Genomic DNA, 13,527 nt, shown 5'->3' with positions numbered 1-13,527 from the left:
CGGTGCCCTACGGTCAGGCGGACTTCCGGCTGTCCCGCGGGTGCACGGCGATGTTCATGGCTCCGGAGCGCAGAACCGCCAGTCTCTCGGCCAGCACCTCTTCCAGCTCCTCGCGCGTGCGCCGCTCCATGAGCATGTCCCAGTGCGTGCGCGCGGGCTTGCCCTTCTTCTCCTCGGGGCCATCCCCGTCCACCAGGAGCGCCATGGCGCCGCACGCCTTGCACTCCCACTCAGGCGGAATCTCCGCCTCTACCGAGAAGGGCATCTCGAATCGATGTCCGTTCTGGCATGCGTACTCCACCGCCTGGCGCGGGGCCAGATCGATGCCGCGGTCCGTCTCGTAGCTGGTAACCACGAGCCGCGTGCCGCGGAGAGCTCGCTCACTCATGAATCGTGCCTCCCGGGCTTGTCGCCCACAGGACAGGTGTCGCTGTCGTCGTCATCCGGTCAACGTCCGGTCGGCGGTAAAGATTCCCGTTGCCGGTCATGCGTCGCCCGTCGTGCCGCTGCTTCTTCAGGGTTGGGGTACCCACCAATGCCCGGTTTGTCACATCTGGCGGAAGTTGTCACCCAACGGTTTTGCTTCTTCCACTCGCAGTAACGGTCCTCCGGGCAGGCCAAAGGCGTACACTACCGGCCTTTCACTTCAACGTCTAAATCCGTTCCGGGACAGGGTTCCCCGCAGCCGCCACAGCCCGGCGAATCGGCACCCTCGCGAGCAGTACGGAACCGATCACGAAAAAGATCACCAGTGACATGATCGCATCTCGATAGCTTCCGGTCAGCTGATATGCAAGACCGAACACCAGCGGCCCCAGCCAGCTCAGTCCGCGGTCGCTCATCTCGTACGCGGAGAAGTACTCGGCCTCCTTGCCCTCAGGCACCAGATGCGAGAAGAGGGAGCGCGACAGCGCCTGGCTGCCGCCGAGCACCATGCCGATCGCCGAGGCCAGCACGTAGAAGAAGAGCGGCGCGTCCGCGGGCAGGACGTAGCCGGCGAGAAGGATCAGGGTCCAGACGACGAGCGAGCCGAGGATCGTACGCTTCGCGCCGTAACGCCGCGCCAGCCGGCCCATCCCCAGCGCCCCCGCCACCGCGAGCACCTGGACCAGCAGCACGGCCGTGATCAGCGTCGTCTGGTCGAGCCCCAGCTCCTCGGAGCCGTACACCGACGCCTGGGAGATCACCGTCTGCACGCCGTCGTTGTAGACCAGGTACGCCAGCAGGAAGGAGAGCGTCAGCGGATGGCGGCGCATGTCGCGCAGCGTCGCGGCCAGCTGCCGCCACCCCGGGCCGGCCGCGCCCGCGCCCGGTCCGGCGCCACTCCGGGGCGTCCGGCGGTCGCGCAGCCGCCGCAGCGGGACCAGGGTGAAGACGCCCCACCAGACACCGGCCGATGCGAGGCAGATCCGTACCGCGTCGGACTCGGAGAGCCCGAACGAGTCGTGGGCCGTGTACAGCACCAGGTCGAGGACGAGGACGAACGCCCCCGAGGTGTAGCCGAACGCCCAGCCGCGCGAGGAGACGGCGTCCCGTTCGTCCGGTTCGGAGATCTGCGGCAGGTAGGCGTTGTAGAGGACCATCGACACCGAGAACGCCGCGTTCGCCACGATGAGCAGGAACGCGCCCAGCAGATAGCGGTGGCCCTCCAGGAAGAACATGCCGGTCGTGGCGGCGGCCCCCACGTAGGCGGCGGCCGCGAGCAGCGGCTTCTTGCGGCCCGTGCGGTCCGCCGCGGCGCCCGCGACCGGCATCGCGATCACCGCGACCACGACGGACACCGAGACCGTGTAGGCGAAGAGCGATCCGGCGCGCACCGGTATGCCGAGCGGGTGCACGAAACCGTCGGCGTCGGCCGCCGCCTTCGCCACCGACGTCAGGTACGGGCCGAGGAACACCGTCAGGACGCTCGTCGAATAGACGGAACAGGCGAAGTCGTAGAAATACCAGCCGCGTTGTTCGCGTACGCGGTCCGCGGCGGCGTCGTCGCGCCCCGACGCGCGTTCCACCGGCCCGGTGGTGTCCGTGGCTTCGGTGCTCAAGCCGTTCCCCCTCGTCTCTCCCCGTGAGCCGCGCGCACGAGGGGCGTCAGACCCAGGCCCCGCGGTCGCTCAGCACCGTGCGCAGCGTCTCGATGTGATCGGTCATGATGCCATCCACGCCGAGATCGAGGAGCGCGGTCATCCGCTCGGGCTCGTTCACCGTCCACACGTGCACCTGGAGCCCGCGGGCGTGGGCCTCGCGCACGAAGCGCCGGTCGACGACCCTGATCCCGTTCTGGCTCTCCGGCACCTGCGCGCACACCGCGCCGGAGCGCAGCGCCGCCGGGATGCCGAGGGAGCGCAGCCGCAGGCCCAGCACCCCGCGCACGCCGTAGGACGTGGCCAGCCGGGGACCCGCGAGACGGTGGGCCCGGGCCACCCGCGCCTCGGAGAACGAACCCACGCACACCCGGTCCCAGGAGTTCGTCCGGCGGATCAGCTCGACCAGCGGGACCAGCGCGGATTCGGCCTTGATGTCGACGTTCCAGCGCGCCTGCGGAAACGTCTCCAGCAACTCCTCGAACAGCGGCAGCGGCTCGCGCCCGGCCACCCTGGCCCGCCGCACCTCGCTCCACGGCAGCCCGGCGATCCGGCCCCGGCCGTCCGTGGCCCGGTCCAGGGTCGTGTCGTGGAAGGCCACCAGCCGGCCGTCCGCCGTGGTGTGCACATCGGTCTCGAAGTAGCGGTACCCGGCGTCGGCGGCGCGGCGGAACGCGGCCGCGGTGTTCTCGATCCCGTCGGCGGCGCCGCCCCGATGGGCGAAGGGGATCGTCGCGGGGTGGTCCAGGTAGGGATGGCGTACGGAGGTCACCGCGGCAGTATGGCCCGTCCCGGTGTCCGGCCGGTGACACGGGTCCCGCGGCCGGGCGACCCGGCCGCGACGGACCGGCCGCGGGCGGGCACCGACGCCTCCCCGCCCCCCGGTCCGTCCCTGCCCGTCCTTCCGTCCTCGCCCGCCGGCCCGTCGGCCCCGGCCGCGGGCCCGCTCCCGGGCGTGCCCCCGTCGGCCGGCTCCCCGCCGACCGCGAAGAGGCGGAGGAAGAACTGGGCGAGCGGGCCGATGGCGAGGGCGTAGACGACGGTGCCGACACCGAGGGAACCGCCCAGCACGAAACCGGTCACCACCACCGCGACCTCGATCAGGGTGCGCACCAGCCGGATCGAGCGGCCGGTGCGCCGGTGCAGACCGGTCATGAGCCCGTCGCGCGGACCCGGGCCGAACCGCGCCGCTATGTACAGGCCGGTCGCGACGCCGTTGAGCACCACCCCCGCGGCCATCAGCGCGATCCGGGCCGCGACGCCGTGCACGGAGGGCACGAGCGCGAGCGTGCCGTCCATGGCGATGCCGATGACGAAGACGTTGGAGACGGTGCCGAGACCGGGGCGCTGCCTGATCGGTATCCACAGCAGCAGCACGACGGCGCCGACGACGATCGACACGACCCCGATGGAGAGCCCGCTGCGCTCCGAGAGCCCCTGGTGCAGCACCCCCCACGGTTCGAGACCGAGACCGGCGCGGACCAGGAGCGCCGAACTCGCCCCGTACAGCGCGAGACCGACGTAGAGCTGGACCAGCCTTCGGGCGAGGTGCGCCCCGCGAGGGACGGAGGTGACGGACAAGGGTGCCCCCTGGAGTGGTGGGAGTGGATTGCCGCATGTCACTCTGTGGCAGGGGTTCGGCCGCCAACTATGGCCAATCCGAGGAAGGTGGACTGATTTCCATGGCGCAATGGACTTCGGCGGTCGGCGCGGCACAGCTCGCCCGGCAGCTCCAGGCCCAGCACACCCGGCCCACCGGACCGGGCGCGCGCAAGCCGCCCGCGTACCGCGCGCTGGCCGACGGGGTGCGGCTGCTCGTGCTGGAGGGCCGGGTGCCGGTGGCTGCCCGGCTCCCCGCCGAACGCGAACTGGCGCTCGCCCTGTCCGTCAGCCGGACCACTGTCGCCGCCGCGTACGAGGCGCTGCGCACCGAGGGGTTCCTGGAATCCCGTCGCGGGGCCGGCAGCTGGACCGCCGTGCCGGCCGGCAACCCGCTGCCCGCCCGCGGTCTGGAACCGCTGCCCCCGGAATCGCTCGGCTCGATGATCGACCTGGGCTGCGCCTCGCTGCCCGCCCCCGAGCCGTGGCTGACCCGCGCGGTCCAGGGCGCCCTGGAGGAGCTGCCGCCGTACGCCCACACCCACGGCGACTACCCGGCCGGCCTGCCCGCGCTGCGGCAGATGATCGCCGACCGCTACACCGGTCTCGGCGTCCCGACCATGCCCGAGCAGATCATGGTCACCACCGGGGCGATGGGCGCGATCGACGCCATCTGCCATCTCTTCGCGGGACGCGGGGAACGGATCGCGGTGGAGTCCCCGAGCTACGCCAACATCCTGCAACTGATGCGGGAGGCGGGCGCCCGGCTGGTACCGGTGGCGATGGAGGAGGGGCTCGGCGGCTGGGACATGAACCGCTGGCGGCAGGTGCTGCGCGAGGCCGCGCCGCGCCTCGCCTACGTCGTCGCCGACTTCCACAACCCCACCGGCGCGCTGGCCGACGAGGACCGGCGCCGCGCCCTGGTGGACGCGGCCCGTTCCGCCGGCACGGTCCTGGTCGTCGACGAGACCATGAACGAGCTGTACCTCGACCCGGACGTACGGATGCCGCGCCGGGTGTGCGCCTTCGATCCGGCGGGCTCCACCGTGCTCACCGTCGGATCGGCGAGCAAGGCGTTCTGGGCCGGCATGCGGATCGGCTGGGTGCGCGCCGCACCGGACGTGATCCGCAGCCTGGTGGCCGCCCGTGCCTACGCGGACATGGGCACCCCCGTCCTGGAGCAGCTGGCCGTCAACTGGCTGATGCGCACGGGCGGCTGGGAGCAGGCGGTGGGGCTGCGGCGCGAACAGGCGCGGGAGAACCGGGACTCGCTCGTCGCCGCGGTCCGCCGGGAGCTGCCCGACTGGGAGTTCTCGGTGCCGGGCGGCGGGCTGACCCTGTGGGTGCGCACCGGTGGGCTTTCCGGCTCCCGGCTGGCGGTGGCCGGGGAAAGGGTCGGGGTGCGCGTGCCGTCCGGGCCCCGGTTCGGGGTCGACGGCGCCTTCGAGGGGTATGTGCGGCTGCCGTTCACGGTGTCGGGTCCGGTCGCGGACGAGGCGGCGGTGCGGCTGGCGGCTGCGGCGCGCCTGGTCGGCTCGGGGGCGGCCGGGGAGACCGAGACGCCGCGGACGTTCGTGGCCTGAGGGCCGGGGCAGGGGGCGGCCCCATGCGGGCGGGCCCGTCGCCGCCGCCCGTCGGTCCACGCCGCGGCGCCGCTCAGCCACGTGCCTTCGCGCCGTCGTCGGCCAGGGCGGCGGTCGGGCCGGACGGTGCCGCCGGGTCCGGGACGGCCGCTGCGACGAGCGGGGCCGTGTCGATCGGGACGGCCGTACCGGCGGGCTCCGCGACGGCCGCTCCGGCGGGTTCGGCCGCCTCCCGCAGGGCGGGCAGCAGCCCGAGGACCGCCTGCCGCTGGCTCTCGCCGGTCGCCTCGTCGTACGGATCGGGCGTGGCCGGGACCTGGAGGCGCAGCACCGGGCCGGTGCCCAGGCGTGCGTACCCCCGGCCGGGCGGGACGTCCGGTGCCGGGGTGGTGTGCGGCTCCGCGCCCAGCACCGACGCGATCTGGTCGCGGGAGCAGCGGCCGAGCACGACGCGGGCCCGGGTGTGGGTCCGTACCGTCTCGCCGAGGCCGTCCAGGTCGTCGAACTGGTCGGCCAGGACCACCGTGACGTTGGCCGCCCTGCCGTGCCGCAGCGGCAACTGGAGCAGGTCCCGGGGGTCGGGCCGGCCGTCGGTGGCCGTCAGATGTCCGAGGACGCCCGGCCGGTCCAGCAGGATCCAGAGCGGACGCCGGACGTCGTCGGGCACGGGGTGGCCGGCCTGCCGGGCGCGGTTCGCGGTGATCAGCCGCCGCTCGGTCTCGTTGGCCGCCCACTCCAGGGTCGTCAGGGCGCCCGCCGGGCCGCATTCCACGGCCAGTACGCCGTCGCGGCCGGTCAGGCAGGCGTACTCGCCCGTTCCGTTGCCCTCGACGACCAGGACGTCGCCGTGCTGGAGCGCCTGGAGCGCGACGGAGCGCAGCAGGGTCGTGACGCCGCTGCCGGGCTGCCCGACGACGAGCAGGTGCGGTTCGGTGGAACGGGCGCCGGTCCGCCAGACGACCGGGGGCGCGTCCCTGGTGGTGTCCCCGTCGGTCACGGGGACCGTGCGCGGGACCGCGTCGCCGTCGGTGAACCCCAGCACCGTCTCCCCCGGCGCGGTGACGAAGCGCTGGGCGCCGATGGTGGTGGGCAGGGCGTCGAGCACGCTCATCACGAGCTGGTTGCCCTCCTCGTCCCAGTCGAAGCGGTACTCGCGTCCGCGTCCCGACTTGGCGTGCAGCAGTTCCTCGATCCGGGCGCGGGCGGCGGCCTCGCCATCGGTGAAGTAGGCGGGGTACGAGATCCGCAGCCGTGTCGGCCGGCCGTCGCCGTCGAACGCGTGGTCCCTGAGGACCTTCCGCCAGTCGCCGCCGTGCGCGTAGAGGGGGGCGGGGTCGTCGGCCACGGAGAAGTGCGGCACGAGCGCCTCGTACAGGGAACGCAGCCGTGCGGTCTCCGTCTCGTCCGGCCCGGTCCGCACGGGTGTCCGCTCCCGCCCCGCCCAGGCGGCGGCGCCCATCACCGAGACCAGGGCGATGACGGATCCGTACGGGAGGACCGCGAGCCCGAACACGCAGGCCGCGACGGTGAACAGCACGGGACCGCGCTTGTCCTTGGGTGTCGAGGCCCACCTGCGCCGGGCGGCGCCGACCAGCAGCCGCAGACCGCGGGTGACCGTGATCAGCGGCTGGAGGACGTCCGTGGCGTTGTCGGTGGCCGTGCGCGCGAACTCGCGGCCGCGGGTGAGCGAGACGCTGCCGCTGCTGAGGATGCGGGGGAGTGGTCGCCGGGCCACGTCGGTCTCCTGAGCCTGAGGGGGGTGGAAGCGGTCGAGGAGGGTCAGAACTTGATCCCGCCCAGGAGGCTGGCGAGGCTCGCGCCCCCCGCGGTGATGCTCGGTGCGATGGCGGTGCCCGCCAGATAGAAGCCGAACAGGGCGGTGACGAGGGCGTGCGACGCCTTGAGACCGTCCTTCCTGAAGAAGAGGAAGACGATGATGCCGAGAATGACGACGCCTGACATGGACAGGACCATGGGAGCTCTCCTGGTTCGGTGGGACGGTCACCATGAGTCCTTCCAGATTCACCGGAAGTATCTATGTGATGAAAGTCGCATTCGGGTGAAAAGTCAGTATTTTCACCCGAATGGCCGACCCTGGGGTGTGGCCGGGGTGTCCGTGCCCGGGACCGCCGGGACGCGCTCACCGGGCGTCGCCGGCACCCGCCCGCCGCCCGGGCCCCCGGCGCCGCGCGCCGTCCGTCCGGGCGGGGCCGCGGGCGCGGGGGAGAGACCCGTGTGGCCCATGTGTTCCGGGGTATGTGCGGGGGCGGGATCACACCCTCGCGCACGGGTCGGGCCATCCGCCCGCACGGGCAGTACTCTGTCGGTTCACTCGTGCGCCCCCGGTGCACACCACAGCAGGTCAACAGCGGTGCAGGCGGTTCATGGAAGGCGGTCCGAACGATGAGCGAAACCCCCGATCCCGAGGTGATCGAGCTGGCGACGAAGGTGTTCGGCCTGGCCCGCCGGGGCGAGACCGACGCCCTCGCCGCCTACGTCGACGCGGGTGTGCCCGCCGACCTCACCAACGACCGGGGCGATTCGCTGCTGATGCTCGCCGCCTACCACGGACACGCCGCCGCGGTCACCGCCCTCGTCCGGCGCGGCGCCGACCCGGACCGGGCCAACGACCGCGGTCAGACGCCACTCGCGGGAGCCGTCTTCAAGGGCGAGAACGAGGTGATCGAGGCGCTGCTCGCGGCAGGGGCCGATCCGACCGCCGGGACCCCCTCCGCCGTGGACACCGCGCGCATGTTCGGCAAGTCCGACCTGCTGGAACTCTTCGGCACCCGCTGACGGGGTACGCCGTAAATGTGGTCGCGGTGGCGAAATGGCTGGGTCATCATGACGTCGCGGGCCCGCTCAGGGCCGACGACGAGAGGCAGAGGAAGATGCTCTACACCAAGCGGAAGACGGCGGTCGGACGATCATGTTGCTGCGCGGCGTAGTGCCCCATCAGGCACTTGGAACTGCACAGTCCCGGTTGCGTCGACAGCTTGATGTGAGGCCCTCCCATGTTTGATCCGTTCATAGCGCCGAGCGGCACCCTGCTCGGCCTGCTGCAGAGAGGCCGTGGCGACGGCACACTCCACGCGCTCGCCGCGCCGCGCCCCGAGGCCCTGACGGCTCTCAACCACTGCGTCCTGAGCGACCCCCGCCACGACTGGCAGGTGGAGAACCGCTCCCTCTACTACGCACGTCTGTACCTCGACCTCGACGGCGGTGTCGAGGAGATCGAGCGGCACCTGCGCGACCCCGAGGACCACCTCGACACCGACGACGCGCGCACCGGGCTGGCCCTCGCCGTGCTCGGCCACCTCGCCTCGTACGGACGCGACGACGCCCTGGCCCTGCTCCGGCGCTACGCCGCGACCGGCGCCAACTGGGCCTGGGCGCTCGACGAGCTCGCGCTGCGCGACGACGACGCGGGGCTCCGCGCCCTGGCCGAACCCGTGCTCGGCCGCTTCCCGGCCACCGAGGAGGGCGACGCCGAGCTGGCCGCCGCCGTACGCGACGCCTTCGAGCCGCGCCCCTGGCGGCTGTGGGCGGACGACCCGCGCGACGAGATCGGTGCCAGAATCAGGGCCGCCTCGGAACGGGGCTCCTTCGACCGCTGGCAGCGCCAGCTGCGGCCCGGCGGACCTCGCCCCGGCTGGAGCGTCCGCGCCGTCCTCGACTGGGCCCAGCAGGGACTCGAACGCGGCAGCTCGCTGCACATTCCGGCCGCCCGCTGCCTCACCGCCGTCGCCGGACCCGAGGACCGCCCCACGATCCTCGACGCCGCAGCCGGTGGCCCGGAGGCCGCCCGCTGCGCCGCCCTGCACCACCTGGCCGAGGCCGCCGACCCGGCCGCCCTCGACCTGATCGAACGCGCCGCCGACGACCCCTCGCGCACCGTCGCCGACGCGGCCGTCGCTGCCTTCGAGCGGATGTGCGGCGGCGCGGCCGTGGAACGCGCCAGGGGCTGGGCCCGCCGACCGGACGCCCTGGGCGCGTCCGCGGCCGGAGTCCTCGCCTGCCGTGGCGGGGCGCAGGACGCGCCCCTGGTCCTCGGCGCGCTCCGGGAGGCGGTCCGGGGCGAGGGCCCGGACGCCCCGCGCCTGTGGACCCTCGTCGACGGCGTCGGCCGACTGGGCATCGCCTGCGCCGCACCCGTACTGCGCCACGTCTACCGCGAGACGTCGTCCTCGCACCTGCGCGGCCGGGCGGCCCGCGCCCTGGCCGCCACCGACCCCTCCTTCGCCACCGGATTCGCCGTCGAATGCCTGTGGGACTGCGAGGAGACCACCCGCGAACTCGCCGCGCTGCACGCCGAGACCGGCGACCTCAGAGTCGCCGAGCGGCTGCGCAGGCTCGCCGCCGACCCGGCCGAGGAGGCCGAGGTGCAGACGGCGGTACGCAGCAGGATCGGCCCCGACACCCCCACGGCCTGACCCGGACGGCCGCCACCGCCCGTACCGAGGACCCTCCGCACCGCGCGGGGCGGGTGCCCCGGTACGGGCGCCGCGCCGTACGGCCTGCCGCGCCGCCCTGTCCGCCGCCCGCGCCGCGCGCCAGTATGGGGGGATGACCGGACGCTGGGACTTCTGGATCGACCGTGGCGGAACGTTCACCGACGTCGTGGCCCGCGACCCCGACGGGCGCCTGGTCACCCGCAAACTGCTCTCCCACGACCCGGACCGCTACCGCGACGCCGCCGTGGCCGGAATCCGGGCCATCCTGGGTCTCGGCCCCACCGACCCGGTCCCCGCCGACCGGGTCGGCACGGTCCGGATGGGCACCACGGTCGCCACCAACGCCCTGCTGGAGCGGCGCGGCGAGCCGACCGTCCTCGTCATCACGCGCGGCTTCCGGGACGCCCTGCGCATCGCGTACCAGAACCGCCCCCGGCTCTTCGACCGCCGCATCCTGCTGCCCGAGGCCGTGTACGACCGGGTGATCGAGGTCCCCGAACGCATCGACGCCCGCGGCCGCGTCGTGACACCGCTGGACCGGGCCGCGGTGGCCGAGCGGCTGCGCGCCGCCCGCGCCGACGGACTGCGCAGCGCGGCCGTCGTCCTGATGCACGGCTACCGCCACCCCGAACACGAGAACGCCGTGGCCGCCGCGGCCCGCGCCGCGGGCTTCACCCAGGTCAGCTGCTCGCACGAGGTGAGCCCGCTGATCAAACTCGTACCGCGCGGCGACACCACCGTCGTCGACGCCTACCTCTCACCCGTCCTGCGCCGCTACGTCGACGGCATCGCCGCCGAACTCCCCGGCATCCGGCTGATGTTCATGCAGTCCAACGGCGGGCTGCGGGAGGCCTCCCACTTCCGGGGGAAGGACGCGGTGCTCTCCGGACCCGCCGGTGGCGTGGTCGGCATGGCCCGTACCTCCGAACAGGCCGGACACGAACGGGTCATCGGCTTCGACATGGGCGGCACCTCCACCGACGTGTCGCACTACGCCGGCGAGTTCGAACGCGAACTCGGCACCCGGGTCGCCGGAGTGCGCATGCGCGCCCCCATGATGAACATCCACACCGTCGCGGCCGGCGGCGGCTCGATCCTGCACTTCGACGGCCGGCGCCAACGCGTCGGCCCCGACTCGGCGGGCGCCGCCCCCGGCCCCGCCTGCTACCGGCGCGGCGGGCCGCTGACCGTCACCGACGCCAACGTGATGCTCGGCCGGATCCAGCCCGCGCACTTCCCGGCCGTCTTCGGACCCGACGGCGACCTCCCGCTCGACGCGGACCTCGTCCGCGGGCGCTTCGAAGCCCTTGCCGAGGAGGTGGCGCACGCCACCTCGACGCGGCCCACGGCCGCCGAGGTCGCCGCCGGGTACCTGGAGATCGCCGTGCTCAGCATGGCGAACGCGGTCAAGAAGATCTCCGTGGAGCGCGGCCACGACATCACCCGCTACGCCCTGACCGGGTTCGGCGGCGCCGGGGGCCAGCACGTCTGCGCCGTCGCCGACGCCCTGGGCGTCGACACGGTCCTCGTACCGCCGCTGGCCGGGGTGCTGTCGGCGTACGGCATCGGCCTCGCCGACGCCACCGCGATGCGCGAACAGTCCGTCGAGGCGGAACTCGACGAGGACACCCGCACCGAGGCCGGCGCGCTCTGCGACGCCCTCGCCCGGCGCACCCGTGCCGAACTGCGCGCCGACGGCATCCCCGACGACGCGATCGGCACCCGCGCCCGGGTGTTCCTGCGCTACGCCGGCACGGACGCGAGTCTGCCCGTCGATCTGGACGACGTCCCCGCCATGACCGAGGCGTTCACCGCCCGGCACCGCGCACGCTACGGGTTCACCATGGACAAGCCCCTCGTCGTCGAGGCGGTGTCGGTCGAGGCGACCGGAACGTCGGGCCGGCACCGCCCCCGCCCGGCCGGACGCGCCGCCCGCCCGGGAGAGCCACCGCGGCCGTACGACACCGTACGGATGTTCGCCGAGGGCCGGTGGCAGGACACCCCGCTCCACCGGCGCGAGGACCTGCGCACCGGTGACACCGTCACCGGCCCCGCCGTCGTCGCCGAGGCGGACGCCACCACCGTCGTCGACCCCGGCTGGCGGGCCGTCCTCGCCGGTACCGGCCATCTGCTGCTGACCCGGGCACGCCCGCGCCCGGACCGTACGGCCGTCGGGACCCGCGTCGACCCCGTGATGCTGGAGATTTTCAACAACCTCTTCATGTCGATCGCCGAACAGATGGGCGTGCGCCTGGAGAACACCGCTCACTCCGTCAACATCAAGGAACGGCTCGACTTCTCCTGCGCGCTCTTCGACGCGGACGGCGACCTGATCGCCAACGCCCCGCACATCCCCGTCCACCTCGGCTCCATGGGGGAGTCCATCAAGGAGGTGCTGCGCCGCAACACGGACACGATGCGGCCCGGTGACGTGTACGCCATCAACGACCCGTACCACGGCGGCACGCACCTGCCCGACGTGACCGTGGTGACGCCCGTGTTCGACGAGACCGGAACCGACGGCCCCGAACTCCGCTTCCTGGTCGCCTCGCGCGGCCACCACGCCGAGATCGGCGGCATCACCCCCGGCTCCATGCCCGCCTTCAGCCGCACGGTCGACGAGGAGGGCGTGCTGTTCGACAACTGGCTGCTGGTGCGCGACGGCCGGTTCCGCGAGACGGAGACGCGCGAACTGCTCACCACCGCCGCTCACCCCTCCCGCGACCCGGACACCAACCTCGCCGACCTCCGCGCCCAGATCGCCGCGAACGAGAAGGGCATCGCGGAACTGCGGCGCATGGTCGAGCGGTTCGGGCCCGGGACCGTCGCCGCGTACATGCGGCACGTGAAGGACAACGCCGAGGAGTCCGTCCGCCGGATCATCGCCGGACTGCGCGACGGCCACTACCGGTACGAGACCGACAACGGGGCGGTCATCGAGGTCGCCCTCACCGTGGACCGGGCCGCCCGCAGCGCCGTCGTCGACTTCACCGGCACCTCGCCCCAGCAGCCGGGGAACTTCAACGCCCCGAGATCCGTGGTCATGGCCGCGGTCCTGTACGTCTTCAGGACCCTGGTCGCCGAGGACATCCCGCTCAACAGCGGCTGCCTCGAACCCCTGGAGGTCAGGATCCCGGAGGGGTCCATGCTGGCCCCCGTCCACCCGGCGGCCACCGTCGCGGGGAACGTGGAGACCTCCCAGGCCGTCACCGGCGCCCTGTACGCGGCCCTCGGCGTCCAGGCCGAGGGCTCGGGCACCATGAACAACCTCACCTTCGGCAACGAACGCGTGCAGTACTACGAGACCGTGGCCAGCGGCTCCGGCGCCGGTGAGGACTTCGACGGCGCCGACGCCGTCCAGACCCACATGACCAACTCCCGCCTCACCGACCCCGAGATCCTCGAATGGCGCTACCCCGTGCTGCTGGAGGACTTCCGGGTGCGCGACGGCAGCGGCGGCCGGGGACGCCGGCACGGCGGCAACGGCGTGGTACGGCGCATCCGCTTCCTCGAACCCGTCACCGTGGCCCTGCTGTCCGGCCACCGCAGGGTCCCGCCGTACGGCATGGCCGGAGGCGAACCCGGCGCCCTGGGCGAACAGCACGTCGAGCGCGCGGACGGCCGGACGGTCACCCCGCTGCGCGGCTGCGACACGGCGGAGCTGGAACGCGGTGACGTCCTGGTGATCCGTACGCCGGGCGGCGGCGGCTACGGCACGCCGGGACCGCGTCCCGACGCTCCCACGGGCCGCACCCGCCCCGAGGACCGCGAACGGCGCGGCGACGGACCGCCCCGGGACCGGCCCTGACA

General features: G+C 73.3%; 10 protein-coding genes. 4 read left to right on the top strand and 6 right to left on the bottom strand.

From position 1 onward, the window contains the following. Positions 1–13: 13 nt before the first annotated feature. The 4 genes from ACFYXM_RS30225 to ACFYXM_RS30210 all read right to left on the bottom strand — a co-directional run bounded on the left by ACFYXM_RS30225 (position 14) and on the right by ACFYXM_RS30210 (position 3,662). A complete protein-coding gene (locus ACFYXM_RS30225; RefSeq protein ID WP_007262928.1) occupies positions 14–388 on the bottom strand; it encodes an RNA polymerase-binding protein RbpA in 375 nt (124 codons plus the stop codon). 265 nt (positions 389–653) lie between these two features. Further along, positions 654–2,042, bottom strand: coding sequence for an MFS transporter (locus ACFYXM_RS30220; RefSeq protein ID WP_389294121.1), 1,389 nt, complete (start codon positions 2,040–2,042; stop codon positions 654–656). Positions 2,043–2,088: 46 nt separating this feature from the next. Beyond that, positions 2,089–2,853 (bottom strand): glycerophosphodiester phosphodiesterase, encoded by a 765-nt coding sequence (locus ACFYXM_RS30215; protein ID WP_389294119.1) that lies wholly within the window; start codon positions 2,851–2,853, stop codon positions 2,089–2,091. After that, positions 2,850–3,662, bottom strand: coding sequence for a YitT family protein (locus ACFYXM_RS30210; protein WP_389294117.1), 813 nt, complete (start codon positions 3,660–3,662; stop codon positions 2,850–2,852). The genes ACFYXM_RS30215 and ACFYXM_RS30210 overlap by 4 nt, the downstream gene beginning before the upstream one ends. Positions 3,663–3,763: 101 nt before the next feature. Between ACFYXM_RS30210 and ACFYXM_RS30205 the strand changes: the two genes are divergently transcribed. Further along, positions 3,764–5,263, top strand: coding sequence for a PLP-dependent aminotransferase family protein (locus ACFYXM_RS30205; protein WP_389294115.1), 1,500 nt, complete (start codon positions 3,764–3,766; stop codon positions 5,261–5,263). A gap of 73 nt (positions 5,264–5,336) precedes the next feature. On the opposite strand, the gene ACFYXM_RS30200 is transcribed toward ACFYXM_RS30205, so the two are convergent. Together ACFYXM_RS30200 and ACFYXM_RS30195 are read right to left on the bottom strand one after the other, a co-directional pair. After that, positions 5,337–6,998: a hypothetical protein gene (locus ACFYXM_RS30200; protein ID WP_389294113.1), complete on the bottom strand. Its 1,662-nt coding sequence runs from the start codon at positions 6,996–6,998 to the stop codon at positions 5,337–5,339. A 44-nt stretch (positions 6,999–7,042) separates the two neighbouring features. Next, positions 7,043–7,237 (bottom strand): hypothetical protein, encoded by a 195-nt coding sequence (locus ACFYXM_RS30195; protein WP_362031962.1) that lies wholly within the window; start codon positions 7,235–7,237, stop codon positions 7,043–7,045. Between the two features lie 429 nt (positions 7,238–7,666). Between ACFYXM_RS30195 and ACFYXM_RS30190 the strand changes: the two genes are divergently transcribed. The 3 genes from ACFYXM_RS30190 to ACFYXM_RS30180 all read left to right on the top strand — a co-directional run bounded on the left by ACFYXM_RS30190 (position 7,667) and on the right by ACFYXM_RS30180 (position 13,525). Further along, a complete protein-coding gene (locus ACFYXM_RS30190; RefSeq protein ID WP_389294111.1) occupies positions 7,667–8,059 on the top strand; it encodes an ankyrin repeat domain-containing protein in 393 nt (130 codons plus the stop codon). A gap of 218 nt (positions 8,060–8,277) precedes the next feature. Next, positions 8,278–9,696, top strand: a complete 1,419-nt coding sequence (locus ACFYXM_RS30185) for a HEAT repeat domain-containing protein (protein WP_389294109.1) — start codon at positions 8,278–8,280, stop codon at positions 9,694–9,696. Between the two features lie 133 nt (positions 9,697–9,829). Then, positions 9,830–13,525, top strand: a complete 3,696-nt coding sequence (locus tag ACFYXM_RS30180) for a hydantoinase B/oxoprolinase family protein (protein WP_389294107.1) — start codon at positions 9,830–9,832, stop codon at positions 13,523–13,525. Positions 13,526–13,527: the final 2 nt, after the last annotated feature.

Source organism: Streptomyces sp. NPDC002476 (assembly GCF_042889785.1).
Lineage (GTDB): Bacteria > Actinomycetota > Actinomycetes > Streptomycetales > Streptomycetaceae > Streptomyces.
Note: the sequence above shows the minus strand (reverse complement) of the source record. Positions and strands in the feature narration are given on the sequence as shown.

Coding starts and splice junctions, on each gene's coding strand:
- ACFYXM_RS30190 (WP_389294111.1), top strand. CDS start 7,667: ATGAGCGAAACCCCCGATCCCGAGGTGATCGAGCTGGCGACGAAGGTG.
- ACFYXM_RS30205 (WP_389294115.1), top strand. CDS start 3,764: ATGGCGCAATGGACTTCGGCGGTCGGCGCGGCACAGCTCGCCCGGCAG.
- ACFYXM_RS30195 (WP_362031962.1), bottom strand. CDS start 7,237: ATGGTCCTGTCCATGTCAGGCGTCGTCATTCTCGGCATCATCGTCTTC.
- ACFYXM_RS30225 (WP_007262928.1), bottom strand. CDS start 388: ATGAGTGAGCGAGCTCTCCGCGGCACGCGGCTCGTGGTTACCAGCTAC.
- ACFYXM_RS30185 (WP_389294109.1), top strand. CDS start 8,278: ATGTTTGATCCGTTCATAGCGCCGAGCGGCACCCTGCTCGGCCTGCTG.
- ACFYXM_RS30180 (WP_389294107.1), top strand. CDS start 9,830: ATGACCGGACGCTGGGACTTCTGGATCGACCGTGGCGGAACGTTCACC.